A 21,292-nucleotide genomic window follows, 5' to 3' on the forward strand; every position below is an offset into this window, starting at 1 on the left:
TCAGTGTGATCAATTTAGCTTAGTTAAGCATTTTTTCACCTTAAAATCTTTGATTAAACCCGCGCTATGATTAAAAGGCATTGAATAATAACCTCACCGATCAATACTTAGTGACTCGCCTCTAATCGCAGATACAAAAGATAGGATAGAATAGTCAAATTCCACCGAATAATTTAATATTATAGAAAGTAACATAATGAAAATTAGACGCTTTATGTATGGTGATGAATTACCTTTATTAGCGGTATTTATTTCTTCGGTGCGGGGCCTAGCTATACGGGATTATACCCCTGAACAAATTGATGCGTGGGCTCCGCAACAATCTGCTCGCTCTAAATGGGATAATGATGATTGGCAACAAAAAATGCGTACTTTACACCCATTTGTCGTCGAGATTAAACAGCAAATAGTTGGCTACGCCGATCTGCAATCCACCGGCTATATTGATCATTTTTTTGTAGCGCAGCACGCAGCACGTCAAGGCGTAGGTAGCTTATTAATGCAGCACATTGAGGCACAAGCCAAAATTCTCAACCTCTCTGAATTAACTGCCGATGTTAGCCTAACGGCAGAGCCGTTTTTTGCTCGACATGGTTTTCAAATCATCAAACGTAACCGTGCGATATGCCAAGGTGTAACCCTGCTTAATGCCAGCATGAAAAAATCAATTTAGGTATCAGGATGTTATTAATGAAAGGAAATAATGTAAGGAAGGAAATAAAATTATTATTCAACATTGATAGAACTCAAATCAGTGCTGCCAAACGACAGCACAGCTAATCAATGCGGCAAATACGACCCCGAATAGGGGGATAGATTAATCAACCGAAAGTGTAAAACTGCCAGTTGAACTATTATTTTCAATATTCAGTTGTTGCAGTGAATGGATAATTAAACTAATTTCATCACGGCGAGGCATCCCCTCAGGGGCATGAACCGCAATTACCTGACATCCTGCGGTTAGTGCAGAATGGATCCCCGCTGGCGCGTCTTCAACTGCCATGCACTGTTGTGGGGCTAACCCAAGTAACTCCGCGCCGAGTAAAAAGGGATCAGGTGCCGGCTTACCCCGTTTAACTTTCTCAAAAGTTACCCAATGTTTAGGTTCAGGCAATCCCGCTGCGTGTAAACGTGCCGTGGCAATCGGTACAGTGCCAGAAGTGACTATCGCCCAAGGGATAGCTAATTGATTTAACCGATTTAATAACTCGACAGCCCCCGGTAACGCAACTATTCCTGCCGTTTCGGTAGCTTCTAAATGCTCTAACCAACGAAACTTCGTGGTAATTTCTTCTTCGGTTGCAGTAGGCATAAAGTGACGTAATGATTCTAACGCTGGCTTACCATGAATATAGTTTTTTATTTCATCGTCGCTAATTCCTTGTTCTTTACCAAACAAGCACCAGCAATATTCGACGACGGCTAATGAATCCACCAGCGTACCGTCTAAATCGAATAAAAAACCTTTGCCTTGTAACGCCACTGTTATGCCCCTTGCTATATATTTATAATCGCGGTATTTACAATAATGGTACTTATAATAACGATATTAATAATACCTGTATTGATAAATAGGTTTATGCGTTGATAATTTGATTAATTTCCACCGCAGAAAGATGATATTGACGTGGACAAGACTGCCAAATATTTAGCATTCTCGAATATTTATCCCACATAGGTGTTTGTGAGTTAAACCCATGGGTTCCGCTATCAAAATGGGTATAACGCCCTTCGGTATTCACCATAAAACGCACATAGCTAAGATAACGCGCTTCGGTTGCGGCGTCGAATCCTAAAAATTGCACCCGACGAGGATCAACACCATCGATATCTTTTAGGTTCTCATGCGAGACTTGTAAGGCGTGATACATTTCCATGATATTAATAATTTGACGGCAACTATCTTCGGATAGTTCACCAAAATCTCTATCCAGCTCACGCATTTGTAAACCGAAACCACGTTCAATAACGGTTTGTAAACGGCGATAACGCTCAGCATTATCAGGGTCAAGCATGGTCATCATTTTATATTGATTGGATAAAATTAATCGCTGAGCATTGGTCATTTCCATTATGTCTCTCCTCACAGGAAAATTTTTTATTATCTTCGCATTCAACAATCCAGATGGACAGTCAAAACAAACCTTTTATTGATCTGGAAGGGGTTTTTGCCTTACTGATTGTTTAATCAGTATTTAATAATCTTAATCAACCAAAGTTAGCCACTAATGGAGGCATAAATAATGACAAAATTTAGACTCGAAATGTCATTTAAATTCATATAATTACAGCCGGTAATTATCAATCAACGCAACGTACTAGATATCTTCGATAAAAGATTTATCTAATTGTTTAAATGCGCGTTTAAGTAACTCAGCTAAAGAGAAATAGGTCGGCTGGCTTTCGATAGGCGCAATGGATAAACCGGCTTGAGAGAATTTTTCTCTAATTTCATAAAACCAATTCAATAATGAGGCCGGCAATGGCGTAGCCGCACGTTTACCGAGCCACCATAAGCCTTGCATTGGTAGGCTACAAGCAAATAGCGCAGTAGCTACGGCAGGGGCAAGTTGTCCTCCCAGCGCAATTTGCCACGCTAAAGTGAAAATTGCTATTGGTGGCATAAAACGAATGCCAAAACGGGTGGCCTTGATCATTCTATTTTCAGGAAAGATCGGCGCCAATTGTTTTTCCAGCGGAAAAGTATTCATATATTGCTTACCCAAGCGGAATTTTTTAAAAAAACCGGGGGTCGGCGTTGGCAATGTACTCATTATGGCTTCCTGTTTAATCAAATAGTTATTATTTTTATTCAAACAATTATTATTTGCAGCCTTAGCAGTATAGCGCTTTTATCTCGCTCGACCGAAGGATTTACACTTGTTGCATCAGAGTCAATACATCACTGGAGCGATAGCTTTGCCAATAGAATCAACATCAATTCATCAGTTTATTGAAAAAATATTCTCCGACGAGTTATGACCCTAATCAATTTCTCATGCAATTATTAAAAAAAGCATACAAAGAATAAAATATTTTTAGTAGAATTAGGTATATTTTGTTTTTACTGCATTTTTCTGGACTAGACCGTCAGCAACGAGACGGCTATCATCTAGCAGGTTATTGCATTAACATCTAGCAAGTTTATTGCATTAAATAGGTATATTGGGGATTTTATCGTTATTTCAATCCAAGATAGCCAAACATTTTCAGCGTAAATGACTTAAATTGCCACCAAATGCGCAACATGACGCACCTAAACAGCATAAGTTATCTTTCGGCTCGAACCCATGAGTCAACGCCGATGGTTTATTTCCCTCGGTAAACGCCATAAAATGTATGAGTTATCACGATAAATAGCGCAAGTTTATCCTGCTAAATTTGTTTTGCTGATATTTTAGGCTTTTTATCTTTATCATGATATCAGTCATGAAAAATCAGTTGAAAAATGCGCTAGTCTTTACAGCGCGACGCTCTATAGCAATGTTACATAAACTAAAAATTAAGCAAAATTTTGCTCACAAAAGTCTTTCTGCCTATTTCGGCGTAATTTTTTATTGTGCTGAATGACAGCAAGATGACTATACAACAACAAACAACAATAGGTATTTCCATGTCAAGTAAGCTGGTACTGGTTCTAAACTGCGGTAGCTCCTCACTTAAATTTGCTATCATCGACCCTGCAAATGGCGAAGAATATTTATCTGGTTTAGCCGAGTGCTTCAATTTGCCTGAAGCCCGTTTAAAATGGAAAATGGACGGCGCTAAACACGAAGCTGCTTTAGGTGCTGGCGCTGCGCACAGTGAAGCTTTGACTTTCATTGTAAACACCATTCTTGCTGAAAAACCTGAACTGTCAGCACAGATAGCCGCTATCGGCCACCGTATTGTTCATGGTGGTGAGAAATTCACTAAATCTGTTCTGATCGATGACCAAGTTATCGCAGGCATTGAAGCCGCTATTCCTTTTGCTCCACTGCATAACCCGGCTCATCTGATCGGTATCGAAGAAGCGCGTAAAGCCTTCCCTCATTTAGTGGGTAAAAACGTAGCTGTTTTCGATACTGCATTCCATCAAACCATGCCTGAAGAAGCGTATCTGTATGCTCTGCCGTACAACTTGTACACAGATCACAGCATTCGCCGCTATGGTGCGCACGGTACTAGCCATTTCTATGTTTCTCGCGAAGCGGCTAAAACACTGAATAAACCCGTTGAAGAATTGAATGTCATCACTTGCCATTTAGGCAACGGCGGCTCAGTTTCTGCTATCGTTAACGGCCAATGCGTTGACACTTCTATGGGGCTGACCCCTCTGGAAGGTCTGGTCATGGGAACGCGTAGCGGTGATATCGATCCTGCTATCATTTTCCATCTGCATGATTCTCTGGGCATGAGCGTTGACGAAATCAACAAAATGCTGACTAAAGAATCGGGTCTACTGGGTCTGACTGGTGTTACCAGTGACTGCCGTTATGTTGAAGATAACTATGAAGTTAAAGCTGACGCAACCCGTGCAATGAACGTGTTCTGTCACCGTTTAGCTAAATACATCGGTGCTTACGCGGCGCTGATGGAAGGCCGTCTGGATGCAATTATCTTTACCGGTGGTATCGGTGAGAACTCAGCCCACGTTCGTGAATTAACGCTGAATAAACTGGCTCTGCTTGGTTTTGAGCTTGATACAGAACGTAACTTAGCCGCTCGTTTCGGCAAAGAAGGTCTGATTACTACCGATAATAGCCGTCCTGCGCTGGTTATTCCAACCAATGAAGAATTGGTTATTGCACAAGATTCAGCTCGCCTGACTGCATAATAGCGTTAAAAACCGCCAGCCTAATCCGCTGGCGGTACTGTTTTAAGTAGAGAGCAACCGATAAAAAGAGGTTCCCGTGTCCCGTACAATTATGTTAATTCCGACCGGCACCAGTGTTGGTTTGACCAGCGTTAGTTTAGGTGTCGTACGCTCAATGGAACAGAAAGGCGTTCGCCTGAGCATGTTCAAGCCTATCGCTCAACCACGCAATGGCAACAAAGACCAAACCACTGAAGTTCTGCGCGCACACTCTAGCAACAATACCATTATCGAACCCCTGAACATGGAATATGTTGAGTCATTACTGACCAGCAACCAAAAAGATGTTCTGATGGAAGAGATTGTAGCGCGTTACCACCAGAATACTAAAGATGCCGAAGTCATCTTGATTGAAGGTCTGGTGCCTACACGTAAGCATCCATTTGCTCAATCGTTGAACTACAACATTGCTAAAACGCTGGGTGCAGAAATCGTATTTGTTACCGCACCGGGCAACAATTCTCCAAGCCAAATGCATGAACGTTTAGAATTAGTTCGTTCTGAATTTGGCGGTCAACGCAATGAAAGCATTATTGGTGTGATTGTTAACAAAGTTAACGCACCGGTTGATGAGCAAGGCCGTACTCGCCCTGACTTATCTGAAATCTTTGACGATTCAAGCAAAGCAACGATTGCTAATATCGACCCTAAAGAATTAGCTGAAAACAGCCCGCTGCCAATCTTAGCCTCTATTCCTTGGAATTTTGATCTCATTGCGACCCGTGCAATCGATATGGCTAAACATTTAGGCGCAAGCATTATTAACGAAGGCGAAATTAAAACTCGTCGCGTAAAATCAGTCACCTTCTGTGCGCGTAGTATTCCACATATGCTGGAACATTTCCGCCCTGGTTCACTGTTAGTCACTTCTGCTGACCGTCCAGATGTTTTAGTTTCTGCGTGTCTTGCAGCGATGAATGGCGTAGAAATCGGTGCTATCTTGCTGACGGGGGGTTATCAAATCGATGCACCTATCCGTGGTTTATGTGAACAAGCATTCGCCACCGGTCTGCCTGTATTTATGGTTGATTCAAACACTTGGCAAACTTCACTGAATCTGCAAAGTTTCAGTCTCGAAGTCCCATCTGATGACCATGACCGTATCGAACAGATTCAAAACTATGTTGCTCGCCATATCAGTAGCCAATGGATTGAATCACTCGTTGCCGATTCAGAGCGCCCTAACCGTCTGTCACCACCGGCTTTCCGTTATCAATTAACTGAACTAGCACGTAAAGCTGGCAAACGTATTGTACTGCCAGAAGGCGATGAGCCAAGAACTATCAAAGCAGCCTCTATTTGTGCTGAGCGTGGAATTGCCAATTGTGTGCTATTAGGTAATCCAGAAGAAATTCGCCGTGTTGCTGCAGCTCAAGGTATCGAGCTGGGTACAGGTATCGAACTGGTTGACCCGGTTAAAGTCCGTGAAATCTACGTTCCTCGTTTAGTTGAACTGCGTAAAAACAAAGGCATGACCGAAGTTGTTGCGCGTGAACAGCTAGAAGATAACGTGGTTCTAGGCACCCTGATGCTGGAAAAAGGCGAAGTTGACGGCTTAGTTTCTGGTGCGGTTCATACCACCGCCAATACTATTCGTCCACCACTTCAGTTGATCAAAACTGCGCCTGGCAGCTCATTAGTCTCTTCCGTATTCTTTATGCTACTGCCAGACCAAGTCTTTGTTTACGGTGACTGTGCTATCAATCCAGACCCAACCGCAGAACAATTGTCAGAAATCGCCATTCAATCTGCTGACTCAGCTAAAGCATTTGGTATCGAGCCACGTGTTGCGATGATCTCTTACTCCACCGGCAACTCTGGTGCAGGTAGTGATGTTGAGAAAGTACGTGAAGCGACGCGTTTAGCACAAGAAAAACGCCCTGACTTGATGATAGATGGTCCGTTACAGTATGATGCTGCGGTAATGGCTGATGTGGCTAAATCTAAAGCACCAAACTCTCCTGTTGCAGGTAAAGCCACCGTATTCATCTTCCCAGATTTGAATACCGGTAATACGACTTATAAAGCGGTACAACGCTCGGCGGATCTGGTTTCTATCGGTCCAATGCTGCAAGGTATGCGTAAACCTGTCAATGACTTATCTCGTGGTGCGTTAGTTGATGATATCGTGTATACCGTTGCACTGACCGCTATTCAAGCCGCTCAGGCTGAAGCACAGGCTGAATAAGTTAACTTATTCACGTTAATGCTGATTTGACAGTCCGTGTATTAAGGCATCCTTTGGGGTGCCTTTTTTATTGCGCTTTATTATCTTTTATTTCTTATGTTTTAGAGCAAATCACGGTTATTTATTTGCCGTAGATAAATAGAGCCACAATACATACCATTGGAATAAAAAAATCGATATAACAAATGAAATATATAAAAAATGAAATGGGCCAGAGGGATATAATGTGGAAGAAAATAAATGTCGCGGATATAAAGGCAATTAAAGATTAAACATAAAAACGGAATAAACCAAATTATCCCGTTTTATATCAATAATAGATCAACTAAAACGTTATTGGCTTTTATCAATATAGCTATTTTCGCTACTATCGGTATGACTTTCTAGGTTTTTTTCTACGCTACGTTCGATATCGCGATCTACGTTTCGATCGGCGCAATTTATCCCTTTAGTAAAATCATTATTACGCGTCAACCAGAGAGATAATGCCTTTAATGAATCTGGGGTAAACTCATCACAACGTGCGGTAATTTCGGTCGGCGTCAACCAGCTCACTTCCACCACTTCAGCTTCCTGCAAAGCGAATGGCCCATGACTCACACAACTAAATAATCCGCCCCAAACACGGCAGCTTTCAACTTCATAATAAAACACACCGTGCTCAGCAAAAGGGACGCCAGCAATACCTAATTCTTCTTCGGCTTCACGTTTCGCGGCATCCAACATGGTTTCATTAATAGTAACCACCCCACCGGCTGTAGCATCTAATAATCCAGGAAAAAAATCTTTGGTCGCAGTTCGACGCTGTACTAATATTTTGCCCATGCCATCATGAACAACAATATAGGTTGCTCGATGACGCAGATTTTGAGAGCGCATCTGCTGCCGTGTTGCCTGTGCGATAACCTCGTTATTTTCATCAACGATATCCACCCATTCAACCACTTCGGTATCTTGTTGTTCCATCCTCAAAACCTTTTTTATATCAGCTTATTAATTTGCTGTTCATGCCGTAGACGTTTACGTACTTTAAAATAATCATAACTTGTTCTGAAATAATCAGAAATTGCTGTAACACATTTATTATAAACAATTTACATTGAATTATGCGCTACAAAATATGCTTTTCCTGCCCACCTTGCAAGCGCTTCACTTAAAATTTGCTGCCTTGCTCTTTAAGTTGCTAACTAATGTTAATGTAATCTACAGTTATTCCCAATAATAGTTATACTAATATTAACCTAAAGTATAAATTTATCTGTCATTGACTCAATAATGACCAATAACATAGCGAGGTTTTTATGATTGATCTCTATTATGCGGCAACACCCAATGGCTATAAAATTAAGCTATTTCTGGAAGAAACTGGGCTGGAATATACAATCCATCCGATTAATATTAGCCAAGGTGACCAATTTGCGCCCGATTTTTTAGCTATTTCACCGAACAATAAAATTCCGGCGATTATCGATACCCAACCTACTGATGGTGGACAACCTATTTCCATCTTTGAATCTGGGGAAATCTTGATCTATCTGGCGGACAAAACCGGCCAATTACTAAGCCGCGATATCAGAACGCGCGTCGCACAATTACAATGGCTATTTTGGCAAGTCGGCGGATTCGGCCCGATGCTTGGGCAAAATCATCATTTCACTCAATATGCCTCCGAGAAAGTCCCTTATGCTATCCAGCGCTATCAAACAGAAACCGAGCGTTTATATCGCGTATTAAATAGCCAACTAGAAAAAACCTCTTATTTAGGCAGCGATGAGTTCAGTATTGCTGATATTGCCACATTCCCTTGGGCTAAATTTCATGAACATCATCACATTGATTTAAACGACTATCCGGCGGTAAAACGTTGGTTTGAGGTGATTGAACAACGCCCGGCGACACAGCGTACTTTTGCCTAAGCGATATACGATGATACACCTAACTTATCTGAAAAATTTATCGACCTGAAAGACAAAGGTATCCGGCAGCGGCGTCTAATGCTATACCTAATATCGTTAGCACGCACAAGAATCAAACCACAGGGATAACCGCAGGAGGATATTATGCACATTCTTGTCACTGGAGGCACAGGATTAATTGGAACGCGATTAATTCAGCAACTGATCCTTCAATCGCACCAAATCACAGTTCTTAGTCGCTCACCACAAAAAGTGTACAGCCAATTTTGTCGCGCAGTAAACCATTTAGGATCGTTACAAAATATAACCGATTTAAATCAATTTGATGCAGTGATAAATCTGGCGGGTGAACCGATAGCCGATAAACGTTGGACGGCGGCACAAAAGCAGCGATTATGTACTAGCCGCTGGGAGATCACTCAAAGATTAGCTACGCTGATTAACACCAGCAGCCAACCTCCTCAGGTATTTATTTCTGGCTCTGCCGTTGGTTATTATGGCAGCGGACACGACCAAAAAATACTAACAGAACAAAGCCCAGCGCATGACGAATTTACTCACCAGTTATGCAAACGCTGGGAGGAACTCGCACAACAGGCAGAAAGCCCAAAAACTCGAGTCTGTTTATTAAGAACTGGAATTGTCCTAGCCAAAAATGGCGGAGCCTTGGGAAAAATGTTGCCACCATTTAAATGGGGAGTCGGAGGGCCAATAGGCCGCGGTACCCAATATATGCCGTGGATACACCTGAATGATATGGTAAATGCCATTATCTTTTTATTAGATCATTCAACGCTTTCTGGGCCTTTTAACTTAACTAGCCCTAATCCTGTTCACAATGCACAATTTGCCAGCGCGCTAGGAAAAGTACTTCATCGGCCAGCCTTCATGCGGGTACCCGCATTAGTGATTCAAGCTATCATGGGCGAATCGGCAGTATTAGTTTTAGAGGGTCAACGCGCGCTCCCAGCACATCTGCAGCAAGCTGGATTTCACTTTGAGTTTTCTTACATCTCAGATGCACTAAACGATATCTTCAATTCGACGGCAAAATAGGCCACGCTTTGAAAGGCCATGATGCGTACGGTAAAAATGATGATGCGTAGCGTTGACCTTATACCAAAGCCACCACATCAGCAAAGGTAGGTGGTGGAAAATAAAGCATAATAAGCCTCAGTTACTTCGCGCCTTGCCAACGTTGGAATAACGGTTGTTCGGGTTCTATATCAAATTGATCAAGGATCCGATTGACCGTTTGATCAACAATATCTTGTATGGTTTGCGGTAAATGATAAAACGCAGGCATCGGCGGCATAATCATTGCCCCCATCTCAGCCGCTTGCACCATCAAGCGCAAATGCCCAATATGCAAAGGAGTTTCTCGCACACCGAGAACTAATTTTCGGCCTTCCTTTAATACCACATCAGCAGCGCGCGTCACTAGAGTATCGGTATAGCTGTGTACAATCCCTGACAGCGTTTTCATCGTACAAGGCATAATCACCATACCGGCAATCCGAAATGAACCTGACGAAATAGCAGCAGCGATATCACGGCTATCATAAACATGATCGGCTAATTCTTGCACCTGCCGTAAGCTATACTCAGTTTCAAGAGCCAACGTTTGGCGACCAGCAGCGCTCATGACTAAATGCGTTTCGACCTCAGCAATCGGCTTTAATACTTGCAATAACCGCACGCCGTAAATCGCACCACTCGCCCCGGTAATACCAATGATCAGTTTTTTCATTTCGTCTCTCATTAATCAAAGTGAAATTTGGCCGCGGCCGAGTAACTGATTTTATCAGCTTATTCAGCCAATTACTGCTAAAGGTTTTGAGGATAAATGATCGACGTGAAACCCAACTATCCCACCATAAGCGCGACTATAAAAACCAATAGACCGATAACAAAAAGGAGCACCAAAGTGCTCCTTTTGCCAAAGTGCTATTAATCAATATTTGCCACGATACCGGCTAATATCAACTAGCATCAACATTTAGCCTTCATTATAAATTTCTAAATCTTCAATTTCATGCTGATCTTTTACCTTTGAATCGTCATCTCGGCGTAGATTTTCAACATAATCAAGATAGGTCTGATCTATATCTTTGGTCACATAGATGCCATCAAAGACAGAGCATTCAAAAGTATCGATATCTGGATTTTCTTCATGCACCGCAGCCACTAAATCGGTTAATTCCTGAAAAATCAGCCCGTCGGCACCGATTAATTGGCGAATTTCATTGATTTCTCGCCCATGAGCGATTAATTCATTAGCATTTGGCATGTCAATACCATACACATTCGGGAAGCGAACTTCTGGCGCAGCAGAAGCAAAATAGACTTTTTTAGCCCCCGCTTCACGCGCTAGCTCAACAATCTGTTCTGAGGTAGTGCCGCGAACGATTGAGTCATCAACTAACAACACATTTTTATCGCGAAATTCTGCTCGATTCGCATTCAGCTTGCGACGTACTGATTTACGACGTTCTTGCTGACCCGGCATAATAAATGTCCGGCCAACATAACGATTTTTAACAAATCCCTGTCGGTAAGGCTTATCTAAAATATGCGCGATCTCTAATGCAATATCACACGACGTTTCAGGGATAGGGATCACCACATCAATATGAATATCGTCCCATTCGCGAGCAATTTTGGCCCCTAGTTTTTGTCCCATCCGCAACCTCGCGTTATAGACAGAAATTTTATCCATAAAAGAATCTGGGCGAGCAAAATAGACATATTCAAATAGGCATGGGGTCAATTGTGGATTTTCAGCACATTGACGGGTAAATAACTGACCTTTTTCGGTGACATAAACCGCTTCACCCGGAGCAACATCACGTAAGAATTCAAAACCGAGGGTATCTAAAGCCACGCTTTCCGAGGCTACCATATACTCTTCTCGGCCATTTTCCAGTGTACGACGCCCTAACACCAACGGACGAATACCGTGAGGATCACGAAATGCCAGCATACCGTGACCGATTATCAAAGCAACACAGGCATAAGCGCCACGGAGCTTTTTATGCATTGCAGCAACGGCAGAGAACACATTATCTGGCTCTAATGGGAAATGATCGAATTTATCCAGTTCGAATGCCAGTACATTTAATAAAATTTCTGAGTCTGAAGAGGTATTAACGTGGCGGCGAGCGGTTTCAAATAACTGCTTCGCTAACTCATGTGCATTGGTTAAATTACCATTATGCGCCAGCGTTATACCAAAAGGTGAATTGACATAAAAAGGCTGTGCTTCTGAAGCACTTGAGCTACCGGCGGTTGGATAACGCACATGGCCTAACCCCACCGAACCTTGTAGCCGCAGCATATGCCGGGTTTCAAATACATCTTTTACTAAACCGTTCGCTTTACGCAGGCGTATATTATTGTTGTCATCAATAGTTGCTATGCCCGCTGCATCTTGTCCACGATGTTGAAGCACCGTCAACGCATCATAAATTGATTGGTTTACCGGTGAAACACCGGCGATACCGACAATACCGCACATTTAGTCTTTCCTCATCAGCCACGCGGAGAGATATTCTCCGGCAGGAAACTTGACGCATTTTGCAGATAGTCAAAAAACCACCTGATTATATGACTGAACTGCGGGATCAGCTCTGAACGCTGCCACTCCTCACTTTGAGGTAACGGAGTAAAAGTATCGAGAAAAAATAACAGCGCCGATACAATCAATACACCGCGTAACGCCCCAAAACAAATCCCCAGAACACGATCTGTACCTGATAATCCAGTACGTTGAACTAGCGAGCTAATCACATAGTTAACAACGGCTCCGACAATCAACGTCGCGATAAACAGTGCTGCGATAGCCACTCCATTACGTACCATAATATCTTCGAAGCGCGTAAAATAAACCGCTAAGTAAGAGTAAAATTGGCTGGCGACAAAAAAGGCACAGCCCCAGGTAATCAACGAAAGTGCTTCACGAACAAAGCCACGGATCAGGCTTACCACTGCTGAGAAGCCAATTATGGCAATAATGACGTAATCAATCCAAACCATCTTTTATCCCAAAATTAAAACACCCAGCAAGGCGTGAGTGCATTTTAACAGAAAACGAAAACGTTTGCGTAACCAAATTTTGCCCTAATTTAAAAAATCAGCGCTGAAATTTAAAATTTATAATAACTGCAATTAGTTAGTTACTTTCTAAATAGCTAACCTCGCTTATCTCCAAACTATTTATGCCTAGATAGCAAAAGGCGGCAACAAATTTATTCCGGATAAATTGATAAGCCAGTTATTGTCGCACTGGTTATCACCGGATAAATAAGAAGCCGCCCATCATTTATCGTTTAAATTGACGCTATCAGTTACGGTTTATAGGGTTTGACTTGACCTTCTAAACTCGAAATACGTTTCAACTCAGCTAATGAGTTTTGTAATTTTTGTTTTGAAGCATCAGGACCGACAAAAATTCGCGTTAATTTACCATTAACAGGGGATGAAGGCACGGTATACGCCGAGTAACCAGAAAAACGCAATTTAGCAATGATTTCCTCAACCTTCGCCGCATTAGTTAATGCTCCAAGCTGCACCACATATCCGTGCCCTTGAGGCGCGCTTACCTCTGCTTTAGCCGTTGTTTCCTGCACCGGCTGAGGCTTAGGCTCAGGTTTTGGCTTAGGTTCAGGTTTAGGCTCGGGTTTAGACTGTGGTTTTGGCTCAGGCTTTGGCTGCGGTTTAGGTTCGGGTTTCGATTCTGGTTTAGAACTTACCGCCACCTGAATATTTTGTCCCGAAACTTGCCCAGCAATCGCACTGCCTTCTTTAACTTGCTCCGTCAGCGCCTCGGAGAGCATCGCTTCTGAAGTATTCTCAGAAATAGCCGCAGGGCCTGTTTGGCTAATCGGGGCAATAGCTTCGATATCTTCTTCATCACCCGGCTTTGGCACAATAGGAATTGATGCAAACTGGTCTTCATTATATTTCTTATCACCGTCAAGTAATGCAGGCAGAATAATCACCCCTGCAGCCACTAAAACAATGGCTCCGACTAAGCGATTTTGAAATTTACTGGCCACCGGTAATCCCCTATTTTTCCAATAATGTCATGACATGTGCCACAGTATGAAAAGAACCACACACCACGATAATATCGTGTTGCTTGGCGTCAATTTGAGCCTGTTTCCATGCAGATTCAACGCTGTCAAAGACCTGTGCTTCAGGCAAATATTGAGCTAAAACAGCGGCTTCAGCACCTCGAAACTCGGTTAATGGCGCCACGTACCAATCTGTAACTTGCGTGGCTAAACATTGTAAGGTACCGGCAATATCTTTATCACCTAGCATGCCAACGACAGCGCGGATCCGACATCCAGAAATCTTAGGTAATTCAGCCAGTTTAGCGACCAAATAACCTGCCGCATGGGGGTTATGTGCCACATCAAGGATTGTTAGCGGTTGACGATTGATTATCTGAAAACGACCTGGCAATTGAGCCGATCTCAATCCGTTATGAATAATGTCTTCGGTCAGTAACTGTTGCCATTCGGGATCGGTTTTCATTATACAATGCAATACACCGAGCGCAGTGGCGGCATTAGCTAACGGAACGTTAGGCAGGGGTAAATGCGCGTATTGACGCTCAGCAGTTTGCCATGACCAGCTATCGGCATTCTGAGTGAAGCACCACTCTTTATCGCGACGGAACAACTGAGTACCGAGCTGATCCGCAACTTGCTGAATAGATTTCGGCATGTCCGGTTCGCCAATCACCGCATAACAACCCGCGCGGAAAATACCGGCTTTTTCATAGCCGATATTTTCACGATCAGACCCTAACCAATCGGTGTGATCAAGGGCGATGCTGGTAATAGCCGTGATATCAGAATCCACTACATTGGTAGCATCCAGCCGACCACCAAGCCCAACTTCTAAAATCAATACATCTAGCTGAGCATCTTTAAACAGCTTTAAAGCCGCTAACGTGCCGTATTCAAAATAGGTCAGAGAAATATCTGCACGTTGGGTTTCTATTTCAGCAAAGGCCTGACAAAATGCTGATTCTGTCGGCTCTTGTCCTTGAATACGCACACGCTCGGTATAACGCACCAAATGCGGGGAGCTATAAACACCGACTTTTAGCCCGGCCGCCAGCAGAATAGACTCTAGTGTATGACACGTGGTGCCTTTGCCGTTCGTCCCAGTCACAGTAATAACTTTTGTTTTACCCTGCCCAGTTGGCGTGGATTGATTAAAATTCACCAATCCCATTTTACGCGCCACGTCACCGACACGCTCAAGCCCCATATCAATCGCTTGGCTATGCAGATCAGTCAAATAACTTAGCCACATCTCCAAAGAAGACGTGGCTTGTGGAATATTACTTGGGTTATGCATTATCTTTCTTTGATTTAGTTTCTGCGGTTCCCAAAGCCTCATGCTCTGCCATATCGACGCTATTTTCACCGTCGATAGTCACAATAAGCTCGTCTTCAATCACTTCTGGCTCTGAACCTTGTGGATTGGGCTGATTAGTTAACATTGCTAAAATATTGGCTAATTTATCCCGCATTTCAGGGCGGCGAATAATAATATCAATCGCCCCTTTTTCAATTAAGAATTCACTGCGCTGGAAACCTTGTGGTAATTTTTCGCGTACGGTTTGTTCAATAACTCGCGGGCCGGCAAAACCAATCAACGCTTTAGGCTCAGCGACATTAATATCGCCCAGCATCGCCAAACTGGCAGAGACTCCGCCCATTGTTGGGTCAGTCATTACTGAGATGTAAGGTAAACCACGCTCTTGCATTTTTGCTAAGGCTGCACTGGTTTTTGCCATTTGCATCAAGGACATCAAGGCTTCTTGCATTCGCGCACCGCCACTGGCAGAGAAACAAACCAGTGGGCAATTATCTTCTAACGCTTGTTCTACCGCACGGACAAAACGTGCCCCGACAACAGAAGCCATTGAACCGCCCATAAAAGCAAATTCAAAGGCTGCTGCAACAACCGGCATGCCTTTCAGAGTTCCTTTCATTACAATAATCGCGTCTTTTTCGCCGGTTTCTTTCTGAGCAGCAGAGATACGATCTTTGTATTTTTTAGAGTCACGGAATTTTAATAAATCTTTAGGCTCAAGCTCACTTCCCAGCTCTGTCATGCTGCCTTCATCTAAAAATGATTCCAGACGCTGACGGCCGTGAATGCGCATGTGGTGGTCGCATTTCGGACAAACTTGATAATTGCGCTCTAATTCAGCGCCATATAATACCTGTCCGCAGCTATCGCATTTCGTCCAGACACCTTCTGGGATATTGGCTTTATGCGAGTGGGTTAGGTTGCTCTTTTTTAAAATTTTCTCAATCCAGCTCATTAATGGACCTTTCTGTCTGATTTTTGGCATTCACCAGTGAGTATTTTATGCCATTAAACCACAATGATATCTCACTGTGGATAAAAAACTGATCAAACCTGTTTAAGGGTTGATTTATTTTTGTGCATTTACGCGTTTAGCTTTAGTTGCCGCACGGCGGTGACGAATAATTTCAATCACTCCCGGTAAGATAGAAACAAAAATAATCCCCACAATCAATAACTTGAGGTTTTGTTGTACCACCGGTAAATCACCGAACAGGTAGCCCGCATAAGTAAACGAAATTACCCAAAGCAGTGCACCTGTGACATTGTAAAAAGCAAAGTGACGATATGACATTTTGCCCATTCCTGCAACGAATGGCGCGAAAGTTCTGACGATGGGTACAAAACGCGCCAATATAATGGCCTTACCGCCATGTTTTTCATAAAACGTATGGGTTTTATCTAAATAGCTCCGACGAAAAATTTTAGATTCTGGATTACTGAATAATTTCTCACCGAAAATACGGCCGATAGTATAATTCAGCGCATCGCCAATAATCGCCGCCATAATCATTAATACCACCATAAGGTGAATATTGAGATCATTAGATGCCAATGCCGAGATTGCGCCGGCAACAAACAGCAGAGAATCTCCCGGTAAAAATGGGGTCACCACGAGTCCGGTTTCACAAAACAAAATCAAAAATAATATGCCGTAGACCCAAGTACCATATTCTGCAACTAATTCAGCCAGATGAACATCAATATGCAGAATAAAATCGATAATAAAGGTAATAAATTCCATACATTTCCTCGTTACAAACAGCATCCTTGCTGCCCAGTAGAATAGTCAATTTAAAATTTCAGTCCGATTCTAAATCGACAATAGACATAAATAATCAGAACTTACTACCTGCACTTTATTTAATCGCGCGTGATTGCCTATTGTTAGATTTAAACTTGTTAAATTTAAACTTGTTAAGTTTAAACATAGTTTCTTTTGCTAGATCCGCTGAATGCTCATTATAGTATCGAAATGATATTATCAATTAAATACTTATCAATTGAACACTCAGCAGAAAATGCAATTATCGCCGATTATACTAAATCATCTGCCAAAAATAGAGGCCCCATCACCGGGGTCGGTAAATTGAATTCTGCCGGATAATCGACCGCGACTAAATAGAGACCTTCAGCTTTAGCTGTGGCTGCCGCTTTACTTCTATCTTTCATCGCTAATAATTTGGCCATCCAATCAATATCCTGATTACCACAACCAATTTCCAACAAACTGCCTACGATATTTCTCACCATATGGTGAACAAATGCATTGGCTTTAATATCCACAACCACATAATCGCCGTGACGCGTTACCTTAATATGTTTCATATTACGCCAAGGAGATTTAGATTGGCATTGCATCGCACGGAACGAGGTAAAATCGTGCTCGCCCAGTAAGGCCTGCGCTGCGATATGCATGCGTTTTTCATCCAGCGGATAATGAAAATGTGTCATACCACGCGATAATACAGCCGGACGATAGCGGTGATTAAAAATAACATAGCGGTAGCGTCTCGCTGTGGCACTGAAACGAGCATGAAAATCAGCAGAAACGGCATGGCACCAACGTACTGCGATATCAGCGGGCAAATGCGTATTGACCCCCATCGTCCACGCTGATCCTTTCCGCTGAGCCGTTGTCTCAAAATGCACCACTTGCCCTGTGGCATGTACACCTGCATCGGTTCTGCCTGCACAAAATACATTAATCGGCTCATTAGCGACTTTAGATAACGCCGCCTCAAGCCGACTCTGTACGCTTTCAACATCTGACTGCCGCTGCCAGCCATAATAACCACTACCATCGTACTCAACGCCCAAAGCTATCTTTAATACTGGCGCTTGATCATTTGTAAACATTAGTAGAACTGCTCCTGGGTCAGTTTTTCTGCTGTTTCTACGGCCATTAATGCGCCGCCAAAGCGCACATTATCGGCGACTGACCAGAATTGAATAATTTCTGGAATACCGTAATCATTACGAATACACCCCACGCTAAGTAGCTCATTACCTGAGGCTTCAGTGACTTGGGTTGGGTAATCATTTTCATCGGTGACTTGAATATCATCAAAACCTTGTAACTCATCTCGCGCCTCTTCAGCGCCGATAGGACGTAAAGTTTCTAGATGAACAGTCTGTGCGTTGCCGTAAAATACTGGAGATTGTAAGAAGTTAACCGCCACCGGTAGGCCTTCGTCTTGTAGAACTTTACGCACTTGATCAACTAAACGACGTTCCTCGGGTACCGCACCTTCACTATCAGCGAGCAATGGCAGCATATTAAATGCTAATTGCTTACTAAAGCGACTCCCTTCTTCGGCGGGAACACCGTTTAGTAACCGTGCGCTCTGGCCAGCCAACTCATCGATAGCGGCTTTACCGTACGCAGAAACGGATAATAAATTAGTTAGCGTGATACGTCCTAAGCCAGCAACATCCATTAACGGTTTGATAGCGGTTAATAATTGACTCACTTGGCTATCTGCCACCGCAATAATATTACGATTGCGATAGTCCGCTAGCACTGCTGGGTTAACAGTCGGTACCACTAAAGGAACATCGGGTTCCATGGCAAATAACCCACTGCAATCAATTACGATGCAGCCATCTTGTGCTGCGATTTCAGCATATTGAGCCGAGGCCTCTGCGCCTGCTGCAAAAAAAGCTATCTGTGCTTGGGACCAATCAAAATCCGCAACATCTTTAACCAAGTAACTTTTACCCTCGAAGCGAATATTCTCTCCGGCACTGCGCTCACTGGCGAGTAGATACAGTTCGCCCACAGGAAATTCACGCTGCTGTAATAATGTTAAAATGGCTTCGCCGACCGCACCTGTTGCGCCTAACAGAGCAATATTCCAACCTTCTGTCATTGCTGTTTTCTCCAATATTGAAAACTAAGATGGTGCAAATGCACCCTCAAATTAACTGGGTTGTGAACCCTAACGCAGTAAGTTGCGCCAATGTTTCACGGTTATCGCACGCCACGCATAGAGACGACCATTCACGGCGTTCGGGATAATTTTTACGTAATTTATCAAATTCCCCAGCCATCGCCGCTACTTTTCGCAAAGGCGCATCATCGCGGCGCACATCATAAACTAAATGGATCAGTCGTTTTAATCTGTCTTGAGTAAGCTCACCACGTAATGTCACTGTGTCAAATTCGGGGACAGGCAATAAATCAGATAATTCAACTTGATGGGATAACCCTAGAAATTGACTATAAGCCTCAAAAACCTGTGTCGTACCTCGCGCTTTACCTTCTAACGAATAACCCGCGATGTGAGGCGTCGCGATATCCACTAACGCCATTAATTCAATCGATAAATTAGGTTCAGGTTCCCACACGTCCAGAATAACACTGAATTTTCGCCCCGCCTTGAGTTGTTTTAATAACGCTTGGTTATCAACTACTTCCCCTCGGCTAGCATTAATGATAATCGTCTCATCGGGTAACTTTTCCAGCGCCGGCTCATCAAGTAGATGATAGGACCGGTACTCGCCAGATTTGTTCAATGGTGTATGAAAAGTTAAGACATCGGCCTCAGCTAAAAGCTGTTCGAACGGCAAAAAATCTTCTTTATCGCCTTTATCATGACGAGGCGGATCGCATAATAATGTCTTAACCCCCCAGGCCTTGAGTCGTGCCGCTAGGCGTCCACCCACATTTCCCACACCGATAATACCGACGGTTTTATCGCGCAAATCAAAATTATCACGCTGCGCCAACATCATTAAGGCTGAAAAAACATATTCAACTACCGCAATCGCATTGCAGCCCGGTGCTGAGGAGAATCCAATGCCCGCTTGTGTTAATCCGTCAATATCTACATGGTCAAAACCAGCGGTCGCGGTACCGACAAACTTGACGGGCGTGCCTGCTAATAGTGCCGGGTCAACTTTAGTAATTGAGCGCACCATTAATGCATCGGCGTGTCGCAGTTCGGCAACAGGAATCGGGCGCCCCGGTATCGCCTTAACTTCGCCTAATCGGCTAAATAAAACTTCGGCGTAAGGCATGTTTTCATCAACTAAGATTTTCACGGCAGCTATCCTATGACTGTTGGGATACATATTTTAACGCGTCATTTTGCCACGTTAAGTCAGTAAAACCTACGATCAGTTACTGTTTAGCTTGTCTTTATTGCGAAAACGCTCGGGAGTCAGCCCAGAAATTTGCTGAAACATGGTGATAAAAGCCGACGAAGAGCTATATCCAACATCCAATGCTACTTGATGGATAGTTTTTCCTTGCGTTAATCCCGCAACCGCATGCAGATAACGTAAGCGCTGACGCCATTCACTAAATGACATACCCAGCGCTTGCTGGCAACGGCGCGATAACGTCCGTTCCGAGGTATAGCCACGCTTTGCCCAACAAGCTAGAGAGTCATTATTGGCGGGATCATGCTGTAATGCGCTGAGGATTGGCGCTAATAATTTATCTTTAGTGCCAGGTAAATAACTGTCTTCTGCGGGTAAGTATTTCAATTGGTCGATCAATACCTGCGCTAACCGCCTATCTTCTGGGCTCTCAGGTTCAATAACTTTACGCGAATACAAATCCGTCATGATTGCGCGAAAAATTGGACTTAGACGAATGACACAAGTATATGCTGGAAACTGGCCGCTAAGCTGATGATTGAAATCAATAATTTGAAAATTCACACTGCTTTTATTATAACTGGAATGCTCGGTTTGCGCGGGGATCCAAATACAAAATTCAGGCGGAGCAATATAATGCTGCCCTTCGACAACCATCTCCATAATGCCGCATACCACATACAATAACTGCCCAAACGGGTGTGTATGTGAGGAGAACTCCGTGGTTTTATCAATACTTTCCTGACGGCAAGCAATTAATTGGGGCTCATCTATTTGATGACATGTCAGTTGCACTTGCTGTGTATGCTTCATTTTCCGCCCTTTTAAGAT

20 protein-coding genes are annotated in these 21,292 nt (G+C 43.2%); 5 read left to right on the plus strand and 15 right to left on the minus strand.

Annotation, left to right across the window (positions count from 1 at the left end; genetic code table 11):
- Positions 1-196: 196 nt before the first annotated feature.
- Positions 197-673 carry a GNAT family N-acetyltransferase gene (locus MNY66_RS09900; protein WP_241500760.1) on the plus strand — a complete coding sequence of 159 codons (477 nt, stop codon included), beginning with the start codon at positions 197-199 and terminating at the stop codon, positions 671-673.
- A 144-nt stretch (positions 674-817) separates the two neighbouring features.
- On the opposite strand, the gene MNY66_RS09905 is transcribed toward MNY66_RS09900, so the two are convergent.
- The 3 genes from MNY66_RS09905 to yfbV form a co-directional block, all read right to left on the minus strand.
- A complete protein-coding gene (locus MNY66_RS09905; protein ID WP_047256115.1) occupies positions 818-1,483 on the minus strand; it encodes a sugar phosphatase in 666 nt (221 codons plus the stop codon).
- A 94-nt stretch (positions 1,484-1,577) separates the two neighbouring features.
- Positions 1,578-2,072 (minus strand): YfbU family protein, encoded by a 495-nt coding sequence (locus tag MNY66_RS09910; protein WP_047256114.1) that lies wholly within the window; start codon positions 2,070-2,072, stop codon positions 1,578-1,580.
- 246 nt (positions 2,073-2,318) lie between these two features.
- Positions 2,319-2,774, minus strand: coding sequence for a terminus macrodomain insulation protein YfbV (yfbV, locus tag MNY66_RS09915; protein WP_047256113.1), 456 nt, complete (start codon positions 2,772-2,774; stop codon positions 2,319-2,321).
- Positions 2,775-3,613: 839 nt separating this feature from the next.
- On the opposite strand from yfbV, the gene ackA reads away from it, so the two are divergent.
- Together ackA and pta are read left to right on the plus strand one after the other, a co-directional pair.
- Positions 3,614-4,816: an acetate kinase gene (gene ackA / locus MNY66_RS09920; protein ID WP_047256112.1), complete on the plus strand. Its 1,203-nt coding sequence runs from the start codon at positions 3,614-3,616 to the stop codon at positions 4,814-4,816.
- A 91-nt stretch (positions 4,817-4,907) separates the two neighbouring features.
- The gene (pta, locus tag MNY66_RS09925; protein ID WP_241501882.1) at positions 4,908-7,043 is read left to right on the plus strand and encodes a phosphate acetyltransferase; all 2,136 of its coding nucleotides are present in this window, start codon (positions 4,908-4,910) and stop codon (positions 7,041-7,043) included.
- Positions 7,044-7,376: 333 nt separating this feature from the next.
- Here pta and yfcD read toward each other — a convergent pair whose 3' ends face one another.
- Complete coding sequence (yfcD, locus tag MNY66_RS09930; RefSeq protein ID WP_082120802.1) at positions 7,377-8,009, minus strand: NUDIX hydrolase YfcD; 633 nt, start codon at positions 8,007-8,009, stop codon at positions 7,377-7,379.
- A gap of 335 nt (positions 8,010-8,344) precedes the next feature.
- On the opposite strand from yfcD, the gene MNY66_RS09935 reads away from it, so the two are divergent.
- The gene (locus MNY66_RS09935) at positions 8,345-8,959 is read left to right on the plus strand and encodes a glutathione binding-like protein (protein WP_241500761.1); all 615 of its coding nucleotides are present in this window, start codon (positions 8,345-8,347) and stop codon (positions 8,957-8,959) included.
- 144 nt (positions 8,960-9,103) lie between these two features.
- Complete coding sequence (locus MNY66_RS09940) at positions 9,104-10,015, plus strand: TIGR01777 family oxidoreductase (RefSeq protein ID WP_241500762.1); 912 nt, start codon at positions 9,104-9,106, stop codon at positions 10,013-10,015.
- A gap of 121 nt (positions 10,016-10,136) precedes the next feature.
- Here the strand turns inward: MNY66_RS09940 and MNY66_RS09945 are convergent, their stop codons facing one another.
- The 11 genes from MNY66_RS09945 to MNY66_RS09995 all read right to left on the minus strand — a co-directional run bounded on the left by MNY66_RS09945 (position 10,137) and on the right by MNY66_RS09995 (position 21,274).
- Entirely contained in the window at positions 10,137-10,709 is a 573-nt protein-coding gene (locus tag MNY66_RS09945; RefSeq protein WP_241500763.1) for a UbiX family flavin prenyltransferase, read from the minus strand.
- 249 nt (positions 10,710-10,958) lie between these two features.
- A complete protein-coding gene (gene purF / locus MNY66_RS09950) occupies positions 10,959-12,476 on the minus strand; it encodes an amidophosphoribosyltransferase (protein ID WP_047256107.1) in 1,518 nt (505 codons plus the stop codon).
- A gap of 14 nt (positions 12,477-12,490) precedes the next feature.
- Positions 12,491-12,994 carry a colicin V production protein gene (gene cvpA, locus MNY66_RS09955; protein ID WP_047256106.1) on the minus strand — a complete coding sequence of 168 codons (504 nt, stop codon included), beginning with the start codon at positions 12,992-12,994 and terminating at the stop codon, positions 12,491-12,493.
- A 311-nt stretch (positions 12,995-13,305) separates the two neighbouring features.
- Entirely contained in the window at positions 13,306-14,016 is a 711-nt protein-coding gene (dedD, locus tag MNY66_RS09960; RefSeq protein WP_047256105.1) for a cell division protein DedD, read from the minus strand.
- A gap of 10 nt (positions 14,017-14,026) precedes the next feature.
- Complete coding sequence (gene folC, locus MNY66_RS09965; RefSeq protein WP_241500764.1) at positions 14,027-15,334, minus strand: bifunctional tetrahydrofolate synthase/dihydrofolate synthase; 1,308 nt, start codon at positions 15,332-15,334, stop codon at positions 14,027-14,029.
- A complete protein-coding gene (gene accD / locus MNY66_RS09970) occupies positions 15,327-16,310 on the minus strand; it encodes an acetyl-CoA carboxylase, carboxyltransferase subunit beta (RefSeq protein ID WP_241501883.1) in 984 nt (327 codons plus the stop codon). Before accD ends, folC begins: the two co-directional genes overlap by 8 nt.
- Positions 16,311-16,424: 114 nt before the next feature.
- Positions 16,425-17,099 (minus strand): DedA family protein, encoded by a 675-nt coding sequence (locus tag MNY66_RS09975; RefSeq protein ID WP_053908052.1) that lies wholly within the window; start codon positions 17,097-17,099, stop codon positions 16,425-16,427.
- 293 nt (positions 17,100-17,392) lie between these two features.
- Positions 17,393-18,214: a tRNA pseudouridine(38-40) synthase TruA gene (gene truA / locus MNY66_RS09980; RefSeq protein WP_047256101.1), complete on the minus strand. Its 822-nt coding sequence runs from the start codon at positions 18,212-18,214 to the stop codon at positions 17,393-17,395.
- Positions 18,214-19,227 carry an aspartate-semialdehyde dehydrogenase gene (locus MNY66_RS09985; protein ID WP_047256100.1) on the minus strand — a complete coding sequence of 338 codons (1,014 nt, stop codon included), beginning with the start codon at positions 19,225-19,227 and terminating at the stop codon, positions 18,214-18,216. The genes truA and MNY66_RS09985 overlap by 1 nt, the downstream gene beginning before the upstream one ends.
- Before the next feature lie 46 nt (positions 19,228-19,273).
- Positions 19,274-20,401: a 4-phosphoerythronate dehydrogenase PdxB gene (gene pdxB, locus MNY66_RS09990; RefSeq protein WP_241500765.1), complete on the minus strand. Its 1,128-nt coding sequence runs from the start codon at positions 20,399-20,401 to the stop codon at positions 19,274-19,276.
- A gap of 75 nt (positions 20,402-20,476) precedes the next feature.
- Complete coding sequence (locus tag MNY66_RS09995; RefSeq protein ID WP_241500766.1) at positions 20,477-21,274, minus strand: AraC family transcriptional regulator; 798 nt, start codon at positions 21,272-21,274, stop codon at positions 20,477-20,479.
- Positions 21,275-21,292: the final 18 nt, after the last annotated feature.

Origin of the sequence: Moellerella wisconsensis, assembly GCF_022592395.1 — a bacterium.
Classification (GTDB): domain Bacteria; phylum Pseudomonadota; class Gammaproteobacteria; order Enterobacterales; family Enterobacteriaceae; genus Moellerella; species Moellerella wisconsensis.

Coding starts and splice junctions, on each gene's coding strand:
- MNY66_RS09900 (WP_241500760.1), top strand. CDS start 197: ATGAAAATTAGACGCTTTATGTATGGTGATGAATTACCTTTATTAGCG.
- MNY66_RS09910 (WP_047256114.1), bottom strand. CDS start 2,072: ATGGAAATGACCAATGCTCAGCGATTAATTTTATCCAATCAATATAAA.
- yfbV (WP_047256113.1), bottom strand. CDS start 2,774: ATGAGTACATTGCCAACGCCGACCCCCGGTTTTTTTAAAAAATTCCGC.
- ackA (WP_047256112.1), top strand. CDS start 3,614: ATGTCAAGTAAGCTGGTACTGGTTCTAAACTGCGGTAGCTCCTCACTT.
- pta (WP_241501882.1), top strand. CDS start 4,908: ATGTTAATTCCGACCGGCACCAGTGTTGGTTTGACCAGCGTTAGTTTA.
- yfcD (WP_082120802.1), bottom strand. CDS start 8,009: ATGGAACAACAAGATACCGAAGTGGTTGAATGGGTGGATATCGTTGAT.
- MNY66_RS09935 (WP_241500761.1), top strand. CDS start 8,345: ATGATTGATCTCTATTATGCGGCAACACCCAATGGCTATAAAATTAAG.
- MNY66_RS09940 (WP_241500762.1), top strand. CDS start 9,104: ATGCACATTCTTGTCACTGGAGGCACAGGATTAATTGGAACGCGATTA.
- MNY66_RS09945 (WP_241500763.1), bottom strand. CDS start 10,709: ATGAAAAAACTGATCATTGGTATTACCGGGGCGAGTGGTGCGATTTAC.
- purF (WP_047256107.1), bottom strand. CDS start 12,476: ATGTGCGGTATTGTCGGTATCGCCGGTGTTTCACCGGTAAACCAATCA.
- cvpA (WP_047256106.1), bottom strand. CDS start 12,994: ATGGTTTGGATTGATTACGTCATTATTGCCATAATTGGCTTCTCAGCA.
- folC (WP_241500764.1), bottom strand. CDS start 15,334: ATGCATAACCCAAGTAATATTCCACAAGCCACGTCTTCTTTGGAGATG.
- accD (WP_241501883.1), bottom strand. CDS start 16,310: ATGAGCTGGATTGAGAAAATTTTAAAAAAGAGCAACCTAACCCACTCG.
- MNY66_RS09975 (WP_053908052.1), bottom strand. CDS start 17,099: ATGGAATTTATTACCTTTATTATCGATTTTATTCTGCATATTGATGTT.
- truA (WP_047256101.1), bottom strand. CDS start 18,214: ATGTTTACAAATGATCAAGCGCCAGTATTAAAGATAGCTTTGGGCGTT.
- MNY66_RS09985 (WP_047256100.1), bottom strand. CDS start 19,227: ATGACAGAAGGTTGGAATATTGCTCTGTTAGGCGCAACAGGTGCGGTC.
- MNY66_RS09995 (WP_241500766.1), bottom strand. CDS start 21,274: ATGAAGCATACACAGCAAGTGCAACTGACATGTCATCAAATAGATGAG.